Here is an 18,124-nt window from a genome sequence, read left to right as displayed (position 1 = left end):
GAAAATTGAGAGGCGTGAACGCTGGATCTGTTCTGTTCCACTGGCATTATGAGTGGGCACATGGATGTGGCAGGGAAAGGGTGATTCGCACCTTCCCTGCCACAGTGGGGATCTAGACCTCTCGGGTCGCTTCGTACTCGGCCACAATGGCACCCGGGATGCGACCACGTTCGTTCACGGGCTTGCCTGCGGCCTTTGCCCAGGCGCGGATCTCGGCGCTGCGCTCACGACTGGGAGCATTTCGGTTGCCGGTCCGGCGGACCGGGCCGCGGGATGCCTTGACCTGAGCCTTGCGGGCGACTCCGACGAACGTAGAGAGGGCCTCACGGAGCTTGGCGGCATTGCCTGCGCTGAGGTCGATCTCGTAGGAAGAGCCGTCCAGCCCGAACTCCACCGTCTCCTCGGCCTCACCGCCGTCGATGTCGTCGACCAGGAATACTTGAACCTTCTGTGCCATAACGTCCCCCGTGTCTCTGTGGATGTATGAGAGGAAAGTAGCATACAAGAACAGCACAGGACCAAATGCGATCACCGACACCCCGCTGTTCAGCCAACGAGCAAGGGAGAGTGAAGGCTCGCCTGTCTTGTTGCTGATTGTTAGCCCTTCCATGTGTTCCTCTGCGGCCTTAAGCCCGCCCACATCCTGATGCGTCCAGGCAGGGCAAGCACCCGCTAGACGTTCTCAGGGTGTGCCTTGTGTTCAACGGAGAACGGCCAAGGTGGAGCAGCTTGCAGACACAAACATCCATAGAACGCTGGACAGTAGGCAGCACTGCCGCATGGAGGCCCTGTTCGAAAGTGAAGTGGATGTGTTTGAACAGATGTCGGCTTCACTTGCCCATGAAAACACATGAGGGGTCTACGGTGGCTGTCCGGCAAGACACTGTGCCATCACGAACCCCTACCACCCTCGTAGGCGGTTCGGCCGAACGTCTTCGACCGAGCCACCTACGAGGGATTTCCGCTCTTCACCTGATCAGTCACAGGGCATAACAATGAGTTTTACCGCTCGGGCCTACCCGTCATGGGGTAAGCGTGACTTTACGGCCACCCGCGCAACCCGTTCCTGGCAGGGTTCTATGCACCGGGGTCAGCGGGCCAGTTCAGGCCGTGGTCTTCCTCGGATCGGTCCCATAGGGCCAGCAGGCGGGTGTGGCGGGTGCGGATCATCTCGTCCGCAGGGGGGAAGGCGGGGTGGGCCAGGAACCGGGGGCCGGGCCCGCCGCGGTGATCGCGGTCCCAGCGACGGACGTGGTCGGCCATGGTGGCGGCCATGTCGGCGGCGTCGGGACCGTGACCGCAGGCCACGAACTCGTAGGCGGTGGAGTCGTCGGGCACCGCGGAAAGCAGCAGGTAGGCCAGGGAGGTGCCGTCCCACATCGCCGGGGTCAGATCGCGGGTCATGGGCTTGTGAGGGAAGTCATCGACCGTGCCCGTCAAGGTGGCGAAGTGGGGCAGCCCGGTGGCCATCCACATCTGCATAGTGCTGAAAGGTTCCATGCCGCCGATACGCACCCCGGTGAACTGCTCGTGCGCGGGAAGGGCGAACACCGCGGGCAGGGCTTCTGGCGCGGGTACAGGGTCGGCGTCGGTCGTCAGCGTGACTGTGTCGGTGATCGGCACGGTGGTGAGGGTGGGAGCGCCCAAGCCCTGCATGGGGACGAACCCCGCGTGGTTGCCGGTCTCGCCCAGCAGCAGTTCCCCGTGGCGGGTGAAGGCGTAGATGCGTTGGAAGCCCCGCACTCCCAGGGGGAGCACGAGGCGTCCGCCATCGACGAGCTGCTCGGTCCAAGCCGGGGGCAGGTCGGTGGCGGCGACGGTGACGATGATCCGATCGTAGGGAGCACCGCCAAGGTGGCCGTGTTCGGCGTCGCCGACGACCAGCTCTACCCGGTCGGCGTATCCGGTCTGGGTCAGGTGGGTGCGGGCGCGGTCGATGACGGCGGGGTCGATGTCGATGGAGGTCACCGATCCGGTAGGTCCGACGACCTCGGCGGCCAGCGCGGCGTTGTAGCCGCCGCTGCCCACTTCCAGCACCCGCATGCCGGGGCGGAGCTGGGCGCGTTCCAGCATCAGGGTCTGCACCCAGGTCGCTGAGACCGAGCTGGTGGCGGTGCCGTCCTCGGCGTAGCGGGTGCGCAGCACCGTCTTCATGTCGTAGATCTCCTCCAACGGGAACTCCGGGCCGAACGCGTGACGGGGCACGGTACGCACCGCTCGGGTGACTGGTTCGGAGTGCAGGGCGTTGACGGCCCGCAGGCGGGTGATCATGTGTTCGCGCAGCTCATCGATGCGGTTGGTGTCCGGTGCGGAGGTGGAGGTGTCAGATGTCGTCACGCTGGCAGGCTAACCAGCCACGCTTCCGAGCGTGGGGGTTTCACAACGTTCCAGGGCGTGTGGCGTTCACCAGGTCGCGACAGATCTGCCGTTGGTTCAGTCATGGTGGTGATGTGGTCCTAGGCCGCGCGGGTGCGGTCCTGGCCGTTGGTGGCCTTGCGCCAGAGGTGATGTGCGCTGGGATTGAGCTGGCCGGGGTGGTGATGTAGGTATTCGAACAGGTGGGACACTCCTTGTCGAGCGCGGGAGCGCTGTGTACGGTGATGGTCTGGCCCAGCATGTGGGGAGAGTGCGAGTCAGCGTGCACAGCGCCTCCTGCGTTTGGGGTAGCGACGAATCCTTTCTCGGCCAGGACCGCGCACTCTTCCAGTTCCAGTAGTTCGCGGGCGGCCGGTCGATGTGTTCTGCGGTCTGTGTGCTCAGATATCCAGCGCCCAGGCGACTTCGGCCTCGTCCTGGGACTGGTCAGCTCTACGATGGGCTGGTGACCACACCGCTGCCCTCCGTTGATTTGTTCGACGTACACCAGCTCCATTTGAAAGAGGGAGCCGCACCACAGTTGTCGCCCGAGGACGAAGCGGCACGGGACCGCGTGTGGGACCAAGCCCTTCAGGCCAACCCTCATCTATTCGATGGGCCGGTGACGGCATGCGCGGACATGCAGTGGGAGGCTCCGCACGCCCTGCTCCTGACGTGGGTACGAGTGACCTACCGGCATTACGCTCTGCGGCGGGTGCCAGGCAATACCGCATGGTTGCCGTCGTTGTTCGTGAATGTCGTTCAACCGACAGACGACGGCCGTGTACTGGTGGTGAGGATGTCCGTGTCCACATCCGCCCCGGGGCGGTGGCAGCTTCCAGGCGGCTCGGCGGAGCCACCCGAAGACCACCAGGTGCTCGACGAAGCGGCGTTGCGTCGCCATGCCGCGCGTGAGCTGGCTGAAGAGGTCGGTGTGGTCCTCGCCCCCAAGGAGCTGCGTTTGTGGGTGGTCACCTGCGGCGAGAACCGCAGTGTCGGCGTGGTCTTTCTGGCTCCGCCCCGGCCAGCGGTGATTCTGCGGGAGAGCTTTGATGCCCTGACGGCCGCTGAGCGGACCTCTGGGCGCGTTCCTGAGTTGGATCGGATCGCTCTGGTGCGCTCTCCTACTGAACTCGCAGGGTTGGAGGGTCCGCACGCGGACTACGTGGAACCGGTGGTGCGCCGTTGGGCTCAAGCACCACTTCCACCCGGTCTTCGAGCTGTGTCAGCTCTTCGCTCAGGGAGCGCCCGGGGCGGCACCGGCTGCACCCCGGAGAGGATCTGAACTCGGCGTGGCGCAGCACCGCCGCGTCACCTTCGCCTCGCGAGGTGGCACGACATTCGTGCATGCTGGGACCGTTGTCGTCCCCGCCGATTCAGCTGGCGGGGACGACACCGTCTCAGGGCTTCTTCAGTGAGACAAGGACAGCGTTCCACTCACCAGCGGGCACCTCCAGCGCCCCCAAGGATCGATGGGCTGTATCACGTACCGCACACCTCTCCCCCTCTCTGGCCTCCACACAGTTGCCCCCGGAACTACCGCTGTAGCTGCTCTTGTGCCAGGTCGACACGCAGGTCTTCGGACTTTCGTTCACGCATCACTCCTCATATAGCGCTCATCCATCACACGTTGGATGAGATGGACCGACTCCGCGGGGTCAAGTGCCTGTTGGCGCAGGTTCTCGTGTACCTCGCTGAATTCGGTGGCGGCTTCCTCTTCGAGATAGACGGCGCCGAGCTTGTACTCGATGTAGCAGACGTCGCGCACTTTGACCCCTTGCAAGGGACTGGGGAAGCGCATGAGGGTGAAGGCGGTCTCGCTGCTGGTGTGCACACCGGCATCGAACGGTAGGACCCGTAGGTCGATGTTGTCGCGTGCCGACCACTCGATGAGGATGGCGAGTTGGTCGCGCATGGTCTGAGCGTCACCGCCGGGACGGTGCAGAGCGGCCTCACCCAGGACGACGTGGAGATGCAGGGGTTCTTCCGCAGCCAGGCGGGCTTGTCGTTGGATGCGCACGTCCACCTGGGCCGTGATCTCTTCGGGGGTACCTGCCCGAAGGTCGGCTCCCAGAAGTGCCCTGGCGTACTCCGGCGTTTGCAGCAGACCAGGGATGACCCCGTCTTCGAAAGTCAGGATGAGCCCTGCCTCATACTCGAAGGCCACGTAGCTGGCGAACCACGCGGGAATCTGCTGGTTGTTCTGCCACCACCCGAGCGCTTTGCGTCCAGCAAGCTCCACGAGCTGGTCACGTGCGTCCGAGTCCATCCCGTAGTAGTCGGCGAGCCGGTAGACGATCGCCTTCGGGAAGGGGTTCTCGGCCTTCTCGTACTTGGTGAGGGTGCCTTGGGCCAGACCTGCGATCGCGGCTGATTCGGTGACCGTCTTGCCAGCTCGTTTGCGCGCGTCGCGCATGGCGTAAGCGACGACGCGACGGGGGACGGACGCGACCGTTCCGCTGGTGCGGCTCATGGATGGGGACCTTCCGGTGGTGGACGCCTCCAGTGTGTCCCATTCCCCCGGCTCGATCCAACTTGTCGCATACTTGCTCAGGGAATTATTCCCTGGGAGTCTTGCGCGAAGTGTTGATTCCGATGCAGACTCTGATCCTAGCGGGAACGCCTCCGGAATACCGGGGGTTCAGCATCATTCCGTCACTCGTCAACCCAAGCAGGTGACTGTCATGCCTCCCTCACAACACCAGCTCCTCGCACTGCCCGGCTGTGCTGCGTTGCGGTGCGATGCCGGATCTGTGGCGGTGAGCCGCCTGTACACCGCTCGGCACCTCCCCCCAGGCGCCCCTCAGACGGTGGGCGACGACGCTGTGCTCGTGGTCAGTGAGCTGGTGTCCAACGCGATCCGCGAAGGCATCACATCCAACTCCCCCGGGTTGGTCGGCTTGAGCGCTGACCTGGTTGAGGACGGCCTGATGACCCTCACCGTGGAAGTCACCAACCCCCACCATGAGCCGGTCGACCCCATCCAGGAACAGAACCCGGACCCGGACGCCGAACACGGGCGCGGTCTGCTGATCGTCGACGCGTTCACCGACTCCTGGGGCACCCGGGTCGACAACCAGGGCCGCCTGGTGGTGTGGGCGATGTGGTCCTGGCTCTCCCCCACCCTGTGCGACCGGGGGTGGCTGGCCGGATGGGAGCCGACCCGCGACACGGCCGGACGAGTGCGGGCCCACCACGACGACGAAGCCCTGACCCTGCGCGGCGGGACGACGCTCGCGTCCCTGCACCGGCCCATCACCTCCGTCAACCAGGTCCTCGCCTTGCGGGCGGGCTACCCGGGGTGGGAGATCACCTACGACCGCACCGAGACCGGACCCATCTGGTTCACAGCGCGTCGCCGCACCCCCGCCACCAACCGCACCCACGGCGTGCGCGACGCCCTCAGCGCCTGTACCTCCGCCGAGCTGGGCGACCGGCTCGCCGCTCAGCGCTACGCCACCAGTCGCGCCGACCGCCACCGCGCCCACCGCGCCGTCGGCTGACTCACCACACCCCTGAACGGAGACCCCCGCGATGACCACCACCGCTCTGCCCCAGGAGCCCACGTCTCCCCAGCGGCTGATCCTGGACCGGGAACGCTGCGGCCCCACCCGGTCCTTCTCCCCCGCTCTCCTGCCCGGGGCGGTACAGACCCGGGAGTACGCCCGCGCCGTGATCACCGCCTGCGTCCACGACGCCGACCGGGCGATGGTGCGACGCACGGTGGAGGTGCGGATGCGGCGCCACGACGAACTGCTCCACGGGGCGGGCCACCAGCGGACCTACGTCATCACCGAGCTGGCTCTGGTGTGCGGGGTGGTGGAGGAGACGGTGATGGAGGCCCAGCTCGCGCACCTGCGCCGTGTGGCGGGGCTGGGGCATGTGGACCTGAGGCTGTTGCCCGCCGATGCCGTCGAACCGTGGACGGTGGGTTTCGTGCTCCGCGATGGGCAGGTCAGCCTGGAAGGCCCTTCCGGGCTGATCGCGTTGGCCCCCGCCGCCGTCCCGCTCTATGAGGCCCACTTCGAGCGGCTGGTGGCGGCCTCCCAGACGCTCACCCCCAGCTCCTTCTGAGGGGGCCTTCAGTGACTGGTCGTCCGTCGCCTTCCCCGGTCGGACGCCCCCCACGCCACAGCCCGCGGACAGGGGGAAGACGCGGGCCTTCCCAGGGGCGAAGCCGTCCTTCGCCCCCGGGTGTGGGGCCTGGCCCCGCAGCCGGGCCCCACACCCTCCCCCTCTCTCGCTCTCCGCGGACAGGAACCCCGCCATGCGACTGCGCCCCGACCATCCCCGCGTCCACCACCTCCTCCAGCGCGCCGTGTTCCGGTTGCAGACCCGCCCCCACTGCCCCGAGCCCCGGGCCGGGCTCACCAGGCTCCTCACTGCTCACCGGCCGAAGACCCTCGCCCCCGGGACGGTGGTGCGCTCGCGCACCCTCACCCGCGTCGTGGTGGTGGATGAGGCGTGGGGCGGCCCCCTACCGGTTCACCGGGTAGCCGGAGTCCACTCCTGCGGTGTGGTGCGCGGAGAGGTCCTGCGTGTGCTGCACACCGGACCGCAACGCGCCCTGGTCGAGGGGATGGACGACTTCGTGCTGTGCGGCGACACCCTCCTGGCCCTGGACTTCGACGGCTTCGACCCCGAGGGCCTGGCGGTGGAGGTGCTGACCTTTCCGGCTCTGGTGGCAGCGGCCCGGCGTGATGCCGACCGGCTGCGCTCGGCGGCCACCCCTTACGCCACCTACCTGGTGCGGGGCCCGGCCCTGTGCCCTTGAGCCGGTGCGGTGCGGGCGAGGCCCGCCCAGGCGCGCGGCCACAGCGCCACGGGGAGGAGACCCCCGCACCGCGCCACCCACCCGCTACGACACCCCACGACCTGAGGACCCCTTGTTGCCGACCACCACGCCCGCCCTCGTCCAGACCCTGACCGAGCGCACCCTGGCGCTGGCCGCCGCCGGTGAGGACATCCCCCGCGCCACCGCCGTGAAGCTGACCGGCCTGAAGCCGCGGCGCTTGGGGATGCTGATCGACGAGGGCACCCTGCACCCCAGCCCACGCCGCGCCCGCACCCACGTCCTCACCCGCAGCCTGGTGGACCACCTGGTGCGCACCAACGACGGCCTCGTCACGCTCTTCGACCTCCTCCACCACACAACGGAGCAGGCAGGCGTGGCTTCGCGGTTGCAGGGCAAGCAGGTCTCCTCGGCCCGCTCCCGCCTCACCACGGCCGCCGACCAGCACGGGCTCCCCCGGTGCCTGCTGCGCCTGACCTCCATGCCCCCCATCACCCCCGCATGGGAGAAGTGGTACCGGGGCGAGCAGGGGCAGGCGTTGGCCGACATGCACACCTGGCACCAGCGGCTCCGCGACCGCGAGCGCCGTGTCGCACGGCACGCCCCCCAGGGCGCGGACCGCACCCGGGTGGTGTGGGTGGCGCCCACCACCCCCACGCCCTACACCCGCTACCTGCGCGAACAGTTGGCCTACCGCGCGAACGCCGGCCAGCAGGTGCGTGTGACGAACTGCGCACACGTCGCCTCCTTGGAGCGCACCGGCCCCCTCCCCGAGATCGAGGTGTTCGTCTCCGGAGTCATCCTCGTGCACCACCACACGATGCTCGGGGCCCCTGACGGCACCACGCACCTGACCGACCCCGAGCTGGCGCGCGGGCTGATCGCGGTGATCGACGAGCTCGCCTCAACCGGCCACCCGCTGCACAACCGCTCCCTTGCGGGGAGGGACATGTGAGCAGTGACGCCAACTCTTCGCGCTATGACGTCTGGACCCGCCCCGGCACCGTCCCGGAATCGGTGCACGCACCCGACACCTGCCGGGGGTACGTGGAGCGCGTGTTCTCCCCCTGCGAGAACACCTCGGCTGCCACGGAGCAAGGGACCGGCCCGCTCTCTCCCGGCTTCCCTCCTTGGGTCCTGTCCTTCCTCACCCGCTCCTGAACGTTCCCCACACCGAATCGAGTCCTCCCATGCCCGCTACCAGCCCTTCCTCTCTCAGGGAGCTCGCCCAACGCCTCCAGGACCAAGGCGAACTCGTTGAGGCCGAACACGTACTCCAGCAAGCCGAGCACCTGCTCGCCTCCACCGGGGACCGCGCCGCCCGCGCCCAAGTCCACGAGGAACTCGGCGTCTTGGCGCTGCACCGAGGGGATACCGCTCTGGCGCAGAAGCGGTTCCTGCGGGTCCTGGACGCGGCCGGGGACGTGGGATGGGAAGAGCGGGTATGGCGGGTGCGCCGAAGGATGGGGGAGGTCGCCCTCGCCGTCGGCAACCATGCCAAGGCGGTCACGGACCTCACCGCAGCCTGGGATCGGGCCACCGACTACCAGGACCTGGACCAGATCGTGGGGATCTCCGCCCCTTTGACCCGGGCCCTGCTGGCGGTGGGAGAGACCGACCGGGCCCGCCAGGTAGTGGAAACCGCCCTGCCCCACGCGCACCGCCAGCACCTGGACGCGCACGTGGAAGAGCTGTGCGCTCTTCAGCCGCTCACGCTCGGGGGTGACCGGTGCGGGTGAACGTGGGTGCGGTGATCCGGGCCAGGCGAGACCACCGCGGATGGTCGCTCACCGACCTGGCCGACATGGTGGGCGTTGGCCAGGCGCTCATCCAACAGTTGGAGGCAGGGCGGCCTCTGCCGGGTCGCCCTGACGTGGTGCACGCGGTCCTGGACGTCTTGGACATCACCGCGCAGGTGATGTGGCGGCAGGTACTGGAGGCGGCTGGCGCCCGCACCACCCAGGTCGATGTCGGCTGGGTACCGATGACGTTGGAGATGGCGGCCATAGCCGACGTTGCGACCCCAGAGCGCATGGAACAGGCGTGCGAGAGCGTGTACGGGACGAGCCACCGCCCGCCGGGTCTCGTGGTCGCCTCCCACAGCAACGGAGAAGAGGGGGAGGGTGAGGAGGAGTCGTTGGGCCTCGCCGCCACCATGGGTGAGTGGTTCGGCCCCGCCTACCAGGTGAGGAATGGAGTGGGGTTCTCCTTGTTCTGGGATCCGAGCCTGCTCACCCTCCAACGATGGGACAGCGGGAACAGCGGTGCTCCGGCCGCGATGGTGCGGACAGCTGCGGGAACGATCCTGACCATCACCCCCCAAGCCGGGGCTGTGACGCACGGCCAGGCCACTTTGGTGTGCCCCACGGACCCGCTTCCCGAACGGGTGGCGTTGCGACCGCTGAGCACACACCTGTGGGCCACACCCGACCTCCACACCGCCGTCATACCCGACAGCACACGCCAGAGCGGTCCCATCACCTCGACGGCCTTCCTTCTCCCCCTGATGCGGGGGAACTCCTTCTCCTCGGCGAACTAATCAGGTCCCCGGCCATGGCTGCGGACTCCACCGGAGCATCCCGGGGGCCGCTCACGGACCCGTGTTCAGGCATTTCGTGCTGTTCTGCCTTCCAGCCCAAAGCGCAGGCAGGGGAGTTGTCCGGATGCGAAAGCCACTGGTGTTCACTGTGGTTGAAAGCTCACCCAGGGCTACCGCTCTCCGAAGAGGGAGAGACGGGTAAGCCCACGCCCGAGCCGCACGTCGGAGTACGCAAAACGCTGCATGGATCGGTTCCCGCACTTCCCCGCGAAGGAGCGCGTCCGCTTGGTCGAGTGTGTGCCAAGCAAACGGCGCTGAGCTAAGGATCACTCAGCCGCGGGACATCCGTGCGGCTCGGGCTGTGCGGGACCGCCCGATGAGGAACAGTTTGCCCCTGGTCCGCTATCGCGCCCTCAATGCCGCGCTGTGGCCGCACCTGCCCGATCCGCAAGGAACCCAGGCGCCCCTTGCCCGTGTTCGAGCGGGGCCGTCCACCGCCTTGAGCTCTCGTCCGCGGGCACGCGCAGTATCGGGGGTGGTCGGCCGATGAGACACGGTACTGACCCATCACGCCTGGTGTTTACCTCTCCCGCTTTTCGAAAGACAGAGCCGGGTAGACGGTGATTCTCACAGGTCGTCGTGCTGTGAGGCACCTTGGGCGCGAACGAGGGTTTCGTGCAGGTTGGTGGCGTACGTGTCGTTCATGGTGGCGGCTTCGGTGCTCAGGTCGTGGAGGCGGTCCATGACCCGGGTCGAGGACAGGTCGGGGAGCAGGTTCAGTGCCTGCTGTGTGACGGCCAGGGCCCTTTCGGTTTCTCCTTGGACCAGGAGTGCTCGGGCCAGGCCGATGTGGTCGAAGGCCAAGGAGCGGTGGCGTTCGGCGGGGCGATGGTCGATCGCGTACTCGATCATCTGCACCGAGCGTCGGGCATGGCCGGGGTCGCTGCCTCGGGCCAGGATCTGGTGACACACGCCGATGGTCGCGGCGTGCTCGGCCCTGTCGAAGAACCGTGCCCAGGTCGGTTCTTCGACTGCGGTGTGGGTGGCGGACAGGGCGGCTTCGGCCTGGTGGGCAGCGCGTTCGAACTCGCTGGTGTGTCCCATGATGGCGTGGGAGCGTGCTTCCAAGCTGTGCAGCACCGCTCGCACGGTGGGGGTGGCCGAGCGTCGCACCCCGTACAGCGCCAGGTGCACCAGCTCCAGGGCGTCGCTGGGACGGTCCAGATGGGTGGCTTGGCGGGCCATGCAGTTGAGGATGTGGGCGCCTATCGGGGCGTTCGCGGCCTCCTTGGCGGCGCGCAGGGCGAGCAGGAAGTAGCGCTGGGCCGCGGTGTGGTCGCCGACGTCGTGGCTCATCCAGCCGGCGACTCCGGCCAGATCGGCGACCGCGGTGAACAGGCGTTGTCCCACCGCTTCGGAGTAGGAGGCGTGGGCGAGCAGGTCGCTGACCCGGGTGACCTGACCCAGAACGGCGTGGCGGGCTATCCCGCCGCCGTGGAGGTTGTCCAGGGAGCGCAGGGCCTCGGTGAGGGTGTGGAGCCGGTCAATGTCGGTGTGCCCCAGGCGCCAGGTGCCGCGCGCGGTCGCGGGCCTTTCCGGCAGGCTCACCCAGGGCTGTAGGGCGCTCAGTAGCGCCGAGCCCTGCAGGGAAGGTTCGTGGAAGCGGGCTCCCACCAGGTCACTGCGGGAGAGGCTGGTGAGTTCCTGGGCGAGCACGGTGTGGGTCCATTCGCGCTCGTGCAGGGGGACGTGCGCGTCGGACCCCATGCCGATGTCGTCCAGTGTCAGGGGGTGGCCGGTGTGGTGGCGCAGCACGCTCACCAGCAGGTGCGGAACCGGTGGTCGGGGGCGCTCGCCTTGTCTCCAGGCCCGGACTCTGCGGCTGTCCGGGTTGACATGGGGGTGGCCCTCCTGGTGAGCCAGCGTCCGGATCTGGGAGGCGAGCTGGGTGTTGTTCAGACCGGCGACGCTGATCCAGCGGGCCAGCCGATCGTTGGGGTGCTTGTCGGGCACGTCCATCCGTCTCAAGGGCGCGAAGCGTGCAGGGCGTAGGGATTCGACCCTAAGCCTGGGTGGGCCAGCGCGCTACGGCAACGGCCGGAAACGGCCGTTCGCCCACCGATTCGCCTACCCGCCGCCGCTTGCGCGCTCCGGTAGCGCATCTGCTTCGCCCCCGTCCGCCCTCTTTCCCGCCCGGGTTGTTGTGCGGTGATGTGGAGCCAGACCACCGCGAGTAGGCACCGCACCAACGTGGAGCGCACATGATCGGCGACACCTACCACGCAGGAAGATCACAAAAGGAATTAATCGCCCACTGAGGAAACCTGGACAAAGGTGATGGCGATGTGTTTTTGCAGCTCAACAGGCCCACGTCGAACCGTTGAAGCGAAAGAACTTCCGTTTAGTCGAGAGCCCTTGGTGGTGCGTAGGATTTTGGCGCTCCTGCGCTCGTAAGACCTATCCGCGAGGGTCTGGAAAATGCCACGGCCTGCGTGCGCATGATCCGAGACCATCACCTCAGGGAAGCGTGTGCGGGCTCTTGGCCCGTTGCACTCTCCTGGCTCACGGTGGGTGGTCAGTGACTCTCGCCCATCAGCGCACCCAACATCAGCTGCACGGCACATCCGGCAGCGATGACGACGACCACGAAGGACACGCATGCCTGCTACGCCAACGACGAGTCCCGACCGAGCCCGCCACGACATGGTCGACACCCTGCTCCGGCTCCAGGGAGAGTGGGGCATGACCCCCATCTCGCCGCGTGTCGAGAAGGTGCTGCGGGAGGTTCCCCGGCACGTGTTCGTGCCCGAGGTGGCGCTGGAGGATGCCTACGCGACCGACTACGCACCGCCCATCCAGCGCGCTGAGGACGGGCTCATCACCAGCTCGATGTCCGCGGTGCGGGTGCAGGCCATGATGCTCGACCAGGCCGGTCTCGAACCTGGCATGCGGGTGCTGGAGATCGGCTCCGGTGGCTACAACGCCGCGCTGATCGCCGAGCTCGTCGGCGTCGAGGGTGAGGTCACCACCATCGACATCGACCCGGCGGTCACCGATCGGGCTCGCCGCTACCTGGACGAGGCCGGGTACAAGGCCGTGCGGGTGGTGACCGGTGACGCCGAGTTCGGGGTGGCCGAGTTCGCTCCCTATGACCGCATCATCGTCACCGTCCGGGCGTGGGACCTGCCCCCGGCCTGGATTCGGCAGCTCACCGACACCGGCCGTCTGGTCACGCCGATGCGGTTGCGGGGGGTGAACCGCACCGTGGCGCTCGACCGCACGGGCGACCATCTGGTCAGTCGCCCCGACCACCACCTGACCGTGTTCGTGCCCATGCAGGGCGCCGGAGCACACGAGGAGCGCGGGATCGCCGTGCAGGGGGAGGACATCGCCCTGTACAGCGCGGAGGAGACCGTCGATGTGGTCGCGCTGCGCGAGGCCCTGCACGGTCCCCGCACGGAGTTCTGGCCAGGGATCGAGTTCACGCACCCCGACCGGCTGCACCTGTGGATCGCGGGCCACGCCGAACGGTACGCGATGTTGCACGTGGCCGGTGACGTCCTCGACCACGGCCCTGCCGGGCCGCTGGCCCGCCAACCGGTCCCGGTGGTGCTCGCCGACGACGCAAGCGTGGCGGTGCGCACCAAGCGGCCCCTGGACGAGGACCGGTACGAGATCGGGGTGTTCGCCTACGGACCCCACGGTGAGCGCGCCGCCCAGGACTACATCGACATCCTCCGAGCCTGGGACCGCCACGACGGCTCCATGGCGCGGATCGAGGTCTGGCCTAGCGGTACCCCCGACGCCGACCTGCCCACAGACCGGGCCCGGGTTTTGGACAAGCCGCACACGCGCACCGTCCTGGCCTGGACCTGAACACACCCCACCCCGTGGGGTCGTGTCCCTCCCCTGGAAAGGAAACCCACCATGGATCTCAACCACCAGGACAACGCGGACGGGTTCGACCTGGACGTCGAGGTCGTCGAGTCCGGCCCTCGTCTGGACGCCCTGCTCAACCTGACCGGTGACAACTGCGGCCACACGTGCGAGAGCGCCTGCACCTCCTGCTCGTAGCCATAACGGCCAGCCGCCCCCGGTGCCGCACCCAGCGGCACCGGGCCGCCCCCTTCAAGGAGCACCCGTGCGTCCTCGATTCACCGCTCACCCCACCGGTGTGCTGCGGGCCTCCACGCTCGCAGGTTCTCACGCTCTTCCGCCGTGGCCGGAGGGCCCTGTCGACAGTTCTCACCGCCAGATGTGGACTACCTGGTTGCGGCACGTGCGTGTGCATCCCGTGCTGGGGCCAGCGATCGAACACGCGAGTCCCACTCTGGTTCAGCAGATCGATCGGATCTGCCGCGAAGGCGGGAGCGGACGTGATCTCACCCGGGTGGTGCGCTCTTGCGCACGGTATGTGCTGCGCGCCCAGAGCCGGGCCACACCGTTCGGTCTGTTCGCTGGCATCGCCTCCACCGCGTTCACCTCCACCGTGTCCGGGGGCATTGGCACCGACCACCAGACCGTGGCGCGGGTGAGCACAACATGGGTCACGGCAGCCATCACCCGGCTGGAGTCGTGCGAGACGGAGTTCTCCGCCCGCCTGAGGGTCGTCGTCAACAACCTCGCCGTCGTCCGCGACGGGAGAGTCATCGTCGAGCACCAAGCGGCACCGGGTACCGACCGCAGCACCCACTCATCACTGCGTCACACCACGCCCATGCGCATGGCCATGGAGATGGCCCGCACCCCCACACCTTGGGCGGAGGTGGAAGCGGCCCTGATCGCGGCTTTCCCCGGCCGCCAGGACGCCGCCCGCGCTCTCGTGGACACGTTGGTACGCCACCGTGTGTTGCTGACGTGCCTGCACCCGCCGATGGACACCCCCGACCCGCTCGGGCACCTCATCACGGCGGCGCGTGATGCCGACGCTGACCGCTACCCCCAAACCGCTGCGGTCCTGGCGCACCTGGAAGAGGCCCACCGGATCCTGCACGACTACGGCACCGCACCTGCCCCCACGATGCGCACCGACGCGGCGGGCCAGGCCCATGCGGCGCTGGTAACTGTGGCGCCCGCAGACACTCCTACCAGTGTGGATGTGCGTCTGGACAGTGATCTGATGCTGCCGCGCACCGTCGCCTGGCAGATCCAGGAAGCCGCCCATGTCCTGGCGCGCCTGGCCTCCGTACGCGAAGGCCCTTCGGCCTGGGTCGACTACCACCGCCGGTTCTGCGAGCGCTACGGGAGCGGAGCGGTGGTACCGGTGGTCGAGGTGAGCGATCCCGACCGGGGGCTGGGCTTCCCGGCGGGGTTCCACGGCTCCCGGCTGCCCGCACCTGCCGCTGAGGCGCTCTCCGAACGCGACGCGGTCCTGCTGGACCTGGCCCAGCGCGCCACCTTGGACGGGACAGGCGAAGTCGTGCTGGACGACGCCCTCCTGGACCGCCTCGGCGCCACCTGGCCCAACACCGTGTGGCCGCACACCGAACTGCGGGTGCGCGTCCACGCCACCAGCCGCGACGCCCTCAACACCGGTGACTTTCGTGTCGTCGTCGCCGGAGTGTCCCGTGGGGCGGGCACCACCGTGGGACGTTTCCTCGACCTCCTCCCGTCCCCGGGCCGGAACGCTCTGAGCGACCTGTACCGGCGCCTGCCCACCCTGCGCCGCGACGCGATCCTGGCCCAGCTCACCTGCCCGGCGGCGTCCGCGCGCGGCGACCAGGTCTCACGCACCCCTGCGGTGTTGCCGACCCGCCTGGCGTTGGGCCAGCACCACCCGGCCGACGCCCGCGCCCTGGGCCTGGATGATCTCGCCGTCACCGCCGACCCCCACCATCTGCACCTGGTCACCCGCCAGGACCTGCGGCCGGTGGAGCCGGTGGTGTTGTCCGCGATCGAGTTCACCCGCGCCGCCCACCCGCTGCTGCGGTTCCTGGCGGAACTGCCCTGGAGCCGCACCACCGTCCCTATCCCCTTCTCCTGGGGAGCCGCCACGCACCTGCCGGTGCTACCGCGGGTGCGCTGGCAGCAGTGCGTCCTGGCCCCTACTCGGTGGCGGTTGGACGCCCATACTCTTCCCGGCCCCCGGGCGCCGTGGCGGGAATGGGTCGAAGGCCTGCGCCGGTGGCGCACCACCCACCGGGTGCCGACGAAGGTGGAGGTCGGGGAGAACGACCAGCGTCTCCTGCTTGACCTGGATCTGCCCGCGCACCAGGATCTGGTGCGCGCCGACCTGGCCGCGGCCGGGCGGGTGTTCCTGCGCGAAGCGTCCACCGACGCCGACCTGGCGTGGATCGGTGGCCGAGCCCATGAGGTCGTGGCCACCTTGACCGCGGACCAGAAGCCGATCTCGGTCCGTCTTCGTCCCGGGTCGGCGCACCCCCGCACGGGCGAGCACCTGCCCGGTGCCGCCGCGGGGTGGTGCTCGGTGAAGCTGTACGGCCACCCCGACCACACCAGCGGCCTGATCACCGGCGAACTCCCCCACCTGGCCTGCGCCGGAACACCGCTCACCTGGTGGTTCCTGCGTTATCAGGACCCCGACCCCCACCTGCGTCTGCGGGTGCGGATCGAAGAGCCCGATCAACTCACGGCGGTGCACGCCTGGACGCGCAGCCTGCGCGACCGGGGCCTGGTCGCCGCCATCGTCCACGACACCTACACCCCCGAGTCCGGCAGGTTCGGCCCCGGTGTGGCGATGGAGGCCGCCGAGGCCCTGTTCGTCGCCGACTCCCGCGCGGTGACGGCCCAACTCGCCGCCGACCCGACCGAGGGCGGGACGCGGGTGTGGGCAGCGGTGAGCATGGTCGACCTCGTCCACCACCTTCACCACGACGCACCTGCCACCTGGCGGTGGCTCATCGACCACGCGCCTCCGGCGCCCACCGACCGCGCCGAGGCCGCGCAGACGATCACCCTCACCGATCCCGGACATGAGGGCCTTCCCACCCCGATCCAGGACGCCTGGAGCCACCGCGCCGTAGCGGCCCGCGCCTACGCCAAGGCCCTCACTGACCTGGGAGCCGGTGTTGAGGACGTGCTGCCGGACCTGCTGCACCTGCACTCGGCCCGCCTGTTTGGCCCCGACCCCGACGCCGAACGGGCGTGCCTGGCGCTGGCACGCACAGCCGCGTTGAGCTGGAACGCCCGCCTCAAGGAGCATCGGTGAACACCACCAACGTCACGACCGTGGAGCGGGCGCTGGCCGCAGCCCAGGTGATCCGGGAGGAGCTGGCCGATCCCGATCGGGTGCGGTTCCTGCCCGGCAAACCAACCCTGCGCACGCGCCCCGCCTCGGTGGGTGGTGGCGCCGCGGGGGTGGCGCTGGCCCACATCGAGGCCGCCCGCACCGGGCACGGGTCCTGGGACACCGCCCACACCTGGATCACCCGCGCCCTGACGGGCCCGGTGAACGCCAGCGGCACCGCGACCCTGTGGTCCGGCGCCCCGGCCCTGGGCCTGGTCACGACCATCGCCGCGACCTCCCCTTCTCACCTGGTCCGGGCCCGCACCCGCTTGGACGAGGCCACCAGGCGCCTGACCCAGCACCGGTTGGCCCAGGCCCACGCCCGCATCGACTGCGGCGCGCGCCCACCCCTGGCCGAGTTCGACCTCATCCAAGGACTCACCGGGTTGGCCCTCTACCACCTGCACACCCACCCCGACGCGACGATCACCCGCCAGGTGTTGGCCTACCTGGTGCGGTTGACCTGGCCGCTGGCCGACGACCCCGACCAGCGGCCGGGTTGGTGGAGCGAGCAGTCCCCCCACGCCCGCCTGGACCCGGACTTCCCCGGCGGGCACCTCAACCTCGGGGTGGCCCACGGCATCAGCGCGCCCCTGGCCGTGCTGTCGCTGGCGGTGCTGCGAGGCGTCACCGTCAGCGGGCACACCGAGGCCATCGGCCGGGTGTGCGCCGTCCTGGACGCCTACCGCCACAGCCCGCTAGCGGGGATGTGGTGGCCCTACTACCTCACCCCGCAGCGGTGGAAGAACGGCCCCAACGCTGCCGCCACCGGGCAGCGGCCCAGCTGGTGCTACGGCACCCCCGGGCTGGCCCGCGCCCAGCAGCTCGCCGGGCTCGCCCTCAACGACCACAAGCGGCGGGCCATGGCCGAGCAGAGCATGGCCGACTGCCTGCGCGATGTCTCCCAGCTCGATGCCCTTACCGACCTGGGGTTGTGCCACGGCTGGGCCGGGCTGCTGCACTGTGCGTGGCGCGTCAACGCCGACGCCCCCGGCGCTCTCCTGGCAGCGGGCCTGGACCGGGTCGCCGCCGCGCTCCTTGACCGGCTCAATCACGACGACGTCCAGGACCCGGAGTTCCTCGACGGCCGCGCCGGTATCGCCCTGGCCCTGCACACCTACGCCACCGGCACCGCTCCCGGTGTGCCGTGGGACGCCCATCTGGCCCTGGCCTGACCACCACCCTTCTGGAA

Annotated in this window: 17 protein-coding genes and 1 pseudogene; 12 read left to right on the top strand and 6 right to left on the bottom strand. The window is 68.8% G+C overall.

The genetic code is table 11. The features are described from left to right. Positions 1–112: 112 nt before the first annotated feature. The 3 genes and pseudogenes from ACSIH6_RS21070 to ACSIH6_RS21060 all read right to left on the bottom strand — a co-directional run. A complete protein-coding gene (locus ACSIH6_RS21070) occupies positions 113–457 on the bottom strand; it encodes a histone-like nucleoid-structuring protein Lsr2 (protein WP_435110023.1) in 345 nt (114 codons plus the stop codon). 620 nt (positions 458–1,077) lie between these two features. Then, on the bottom strand, positions 1,078–2,337 hold the full coding sequence (gene fxlM, locus ACSIH6_RS21065; RefSeq protein WP_435110022.1) for a methyltransferase, FxLD system: 1,260 nt from the start codon (positions 2,335–2,337) through the stop codon (positions 1,078–1,080). A gap of 119 nt (positions 2,338–2,456) precedes the next feature. After that, positions 2,457–2,591, bottom strand: a pseudogene (locus ACSIH6_RS21060) (hypothetical protein); the annotation flags it as partial. A 230-nt stretch (positions 2,592–2,821) separates the two neighbouring features. On the opposite strand from ACSIH6_RS21060, the gene ACSIH6_RS21055 reads away from it, so the two are divergent. Further along, positions 2,822–3,640, top strand: a complete 819-nt coding sequence (locus ACSIH6_RS21055) for an NUDIX hydrolase (protein WP_435110021.1) — start codon at positions 2,822–2,824, stop codon at positions 3,638–3,640. Positions 3,641–3,755: 115 nt separating this feature from the next. On the opposite strand, the gene ACSIH6_RS21050 is transcribed toward ACSIH6_RS21055, so the two are convergent. Together ACSIH6_RS21050 and ACSIH6_RS21045 are read right to left on the bottom strand one after the other, a co-directional pair. After that, positions 3,756–3,926: a DUF397 domain-containing protein gene (locus tag ACSIH6_RS21050; RefSeq protein WP_435110043.1), complete on the bottom strand. Its 171-nt coding sequence runs from the start codon at positions 3,924–3,926 to the stop codon at positions 3,756–3,758. Between the two features lie 20 nt (positions 3,927–3,946). Continuing rightward, positions 3,947–4,828 (bottom strand): helix-turn-helix domain-containing protein, encoded by an 882-nt coding sequence (locus tag ACSIH6_RS21045; protein ID WP_435110020.1) that lies wholly within the window; start codon positions 4,826–4,828, stop codon positions 3,947–3,949. On the opposite strand from ACSIH6_RS21045, the gene ACSIH6_RS21040 reads away from it, so the two are divergent. From ACSIH6_RS21040 to ACSIH6_RS21010, 7 genes are all read left to right on the top strand, one after another. Beyond that, positions 4,827–5,858, top strand: a complete 1,032-nt coding sequence (locus ACSIH6_RS21040) for an ATP-binding protein (protein ID WP_435110042.1) — start codon at positions 4,827–4,829, stop codon at positions 5,856–5,858. The two genes, ACSIH6_RS21045 and ACSIH6_RS21040, sit on opposite strands and share 2 nt — an antisense overlap. Before the next feature lie 31 nt (positions 5,859–5,889). Then, positions 5,890–6,429, top strand: a complete 540-nt coding sequence (locus tag ACSIH6_RS21035) for a Scr1 family TA system antitoxin-like transcriptional regulator (protein WP_435110019.1) — start codon at positions 5,890–5,892, stop codon at positions 6,427–6,429. Between the two features lie 193 nt (positions 6,430–6,622). Then, positions 6,623–7,129 carry a DUF6879 family protein gene (locus ACSIH6_RS21030; RefSeq protein ID WP_435110018.1) on the top strand — a complete coding sequence of 169 codons (507 nt, stop codon included), beginning with the start codon at positions 6,623–6,625 and terminating at the stop codon, positions 7,127–7,129. Positions 7,130–7,244: 115 nt separating this feature from the next. Next, positions 7,245–8,102 (top strand): DUF6879 family protein, encoded by an 858-nt coding sequence (locus ACSIH6_RS21025; protein ID WP_435110017.1) that lies wholly within the window; start codon positions 7,245–7,247, stop codon positions 8,100–8,102. Then, positions 8,099–8,308 (top strand): hypothetical protein, encoded by a 210-nt coding sequence (locus ACSIH6_RS21020; protein ID WP_435110016.1) that lies wholly within the window; start codon positions 8,099–8,101, stop codon positions 8,306–8,308. The genes ACSIH6_RS21025 and ACSIH6_RS21020 overlap by 4 nt, the downstream gene beginning before the upstream one ends. 29 nt (positions 8,309–8,337) lie before the next feature. Then, positions 8,338–8,886: a tetratricopeptide repeat protein gene (locus tag ACSIH6_RS21015; protein WP_435110015.1), complete on the top strand. Its 549-nt coding sequence runs from the start codon at positions 8,338–8,340 to the stop codon at positions 8,884–8,886. Then, positions 8,883–9,686, top strand: a complete 804-nt coding sequence (locus tag ACSIH6_RS21010; RefSeq protein WP_435110014.1) for a helix-turn-helix domain-containing protein — start codon at positions 8,883–8,885, stop codon at positions 9,684–9,686. Before ACSIH6_RS21015 ends, ACSIH6_RS21010 begins: the two co-directional genes overlap by 4 nt. 627 nt (positions 9,687–10,313) lie before the next feature. Here ACSIH6_RS21010 and ACSIH6_RS21005 read toward each other — a convergent pair. Continuing rightward, entirely contained in the window at positions 10,314–11,705 is a 1,392-nt protein-coding gene (locus ACSIH6_RS21005) for an NsdA family TPR-like regulatory protein (protein ID WP_492226598.1), read from the bottom strand. 639 nt (positions 11,706–12,344) lie between these two features. On the opposite strand from ACSIH6_RS21005, the gene fxlM (ACSIH6_RS21000) reads away from it, so the two are divergent. The 4 genes from fxlM (ACSIH6_RS21000) (at position 12,345) to ACSIH6_RS20985 (ending at position 18,107) form a co-directional block, all read left to right on the top strand. Next, complete coding sequence (gene fxlM / locus ACSIH6_RS21000) at positions 12,345–13,562, top strand: methyltransferase, FxLD system (RefSeq protein WP_435110012.1); 1,218 nt, start codon at positions 12,345–12,347, stop codon at positions 13,560–13,562. A 51-nt stretch (positions 13,563–13,613) separates the two neighbouring features. Continuing rightward, positions 13,614–13,760 (top strand): FxLD family lanthipeptide, encoded by a 147-nt coding sequence (locus tag ACSIH6_RS20995; protein WP_416030393.1) that lies wholly within the window; start codon positions 13,614–13,616, stop codon positions 13,758–13,760. Positions 13,761–13,941: 181 nt separating this feature from the next. Next, entirely contained in the window at positions 13,942–16,854 is a 2,913-nt protein-coding gene (locus tag ACSIH6_RS20990; protein WP_435110011.1) for a lantibiotic dehydratase, read from the top strand. Further along, a complete protein-coding gene (locus ACSIH6_RS20985; RefSeq protein ID WP_435110010.1) occupies positions 16,851–18,107 on the top strand; it encodes a lanthionine synthetase C family protein in 1,257 nt (418 codons plus the stop codon). Before ACSIH6_RS20990 ends, ACSIH6_RS20985 begins: the two co-directional genes overlap by 4 nt. The last annotated feature ends 17 nt before the right edge of the window (positions 18,108–18,124 follow it).

Origin of the sequence: Nocardiopsis synnemataformans, from assembly GCF_965343085.1 — a bacterium.
In the GTDB taxonomy this organism is placed as follows: domain Bacteria; phylum Actinomycetota; class Actinomycetes; order Streptosporangiales; family Streptosporangiaceae; genus Nocardiopsis; species Nocardiopsis alborubida.
This window is presented reverse-complemented; position numbering and strand designations above follow the sequence as displayed.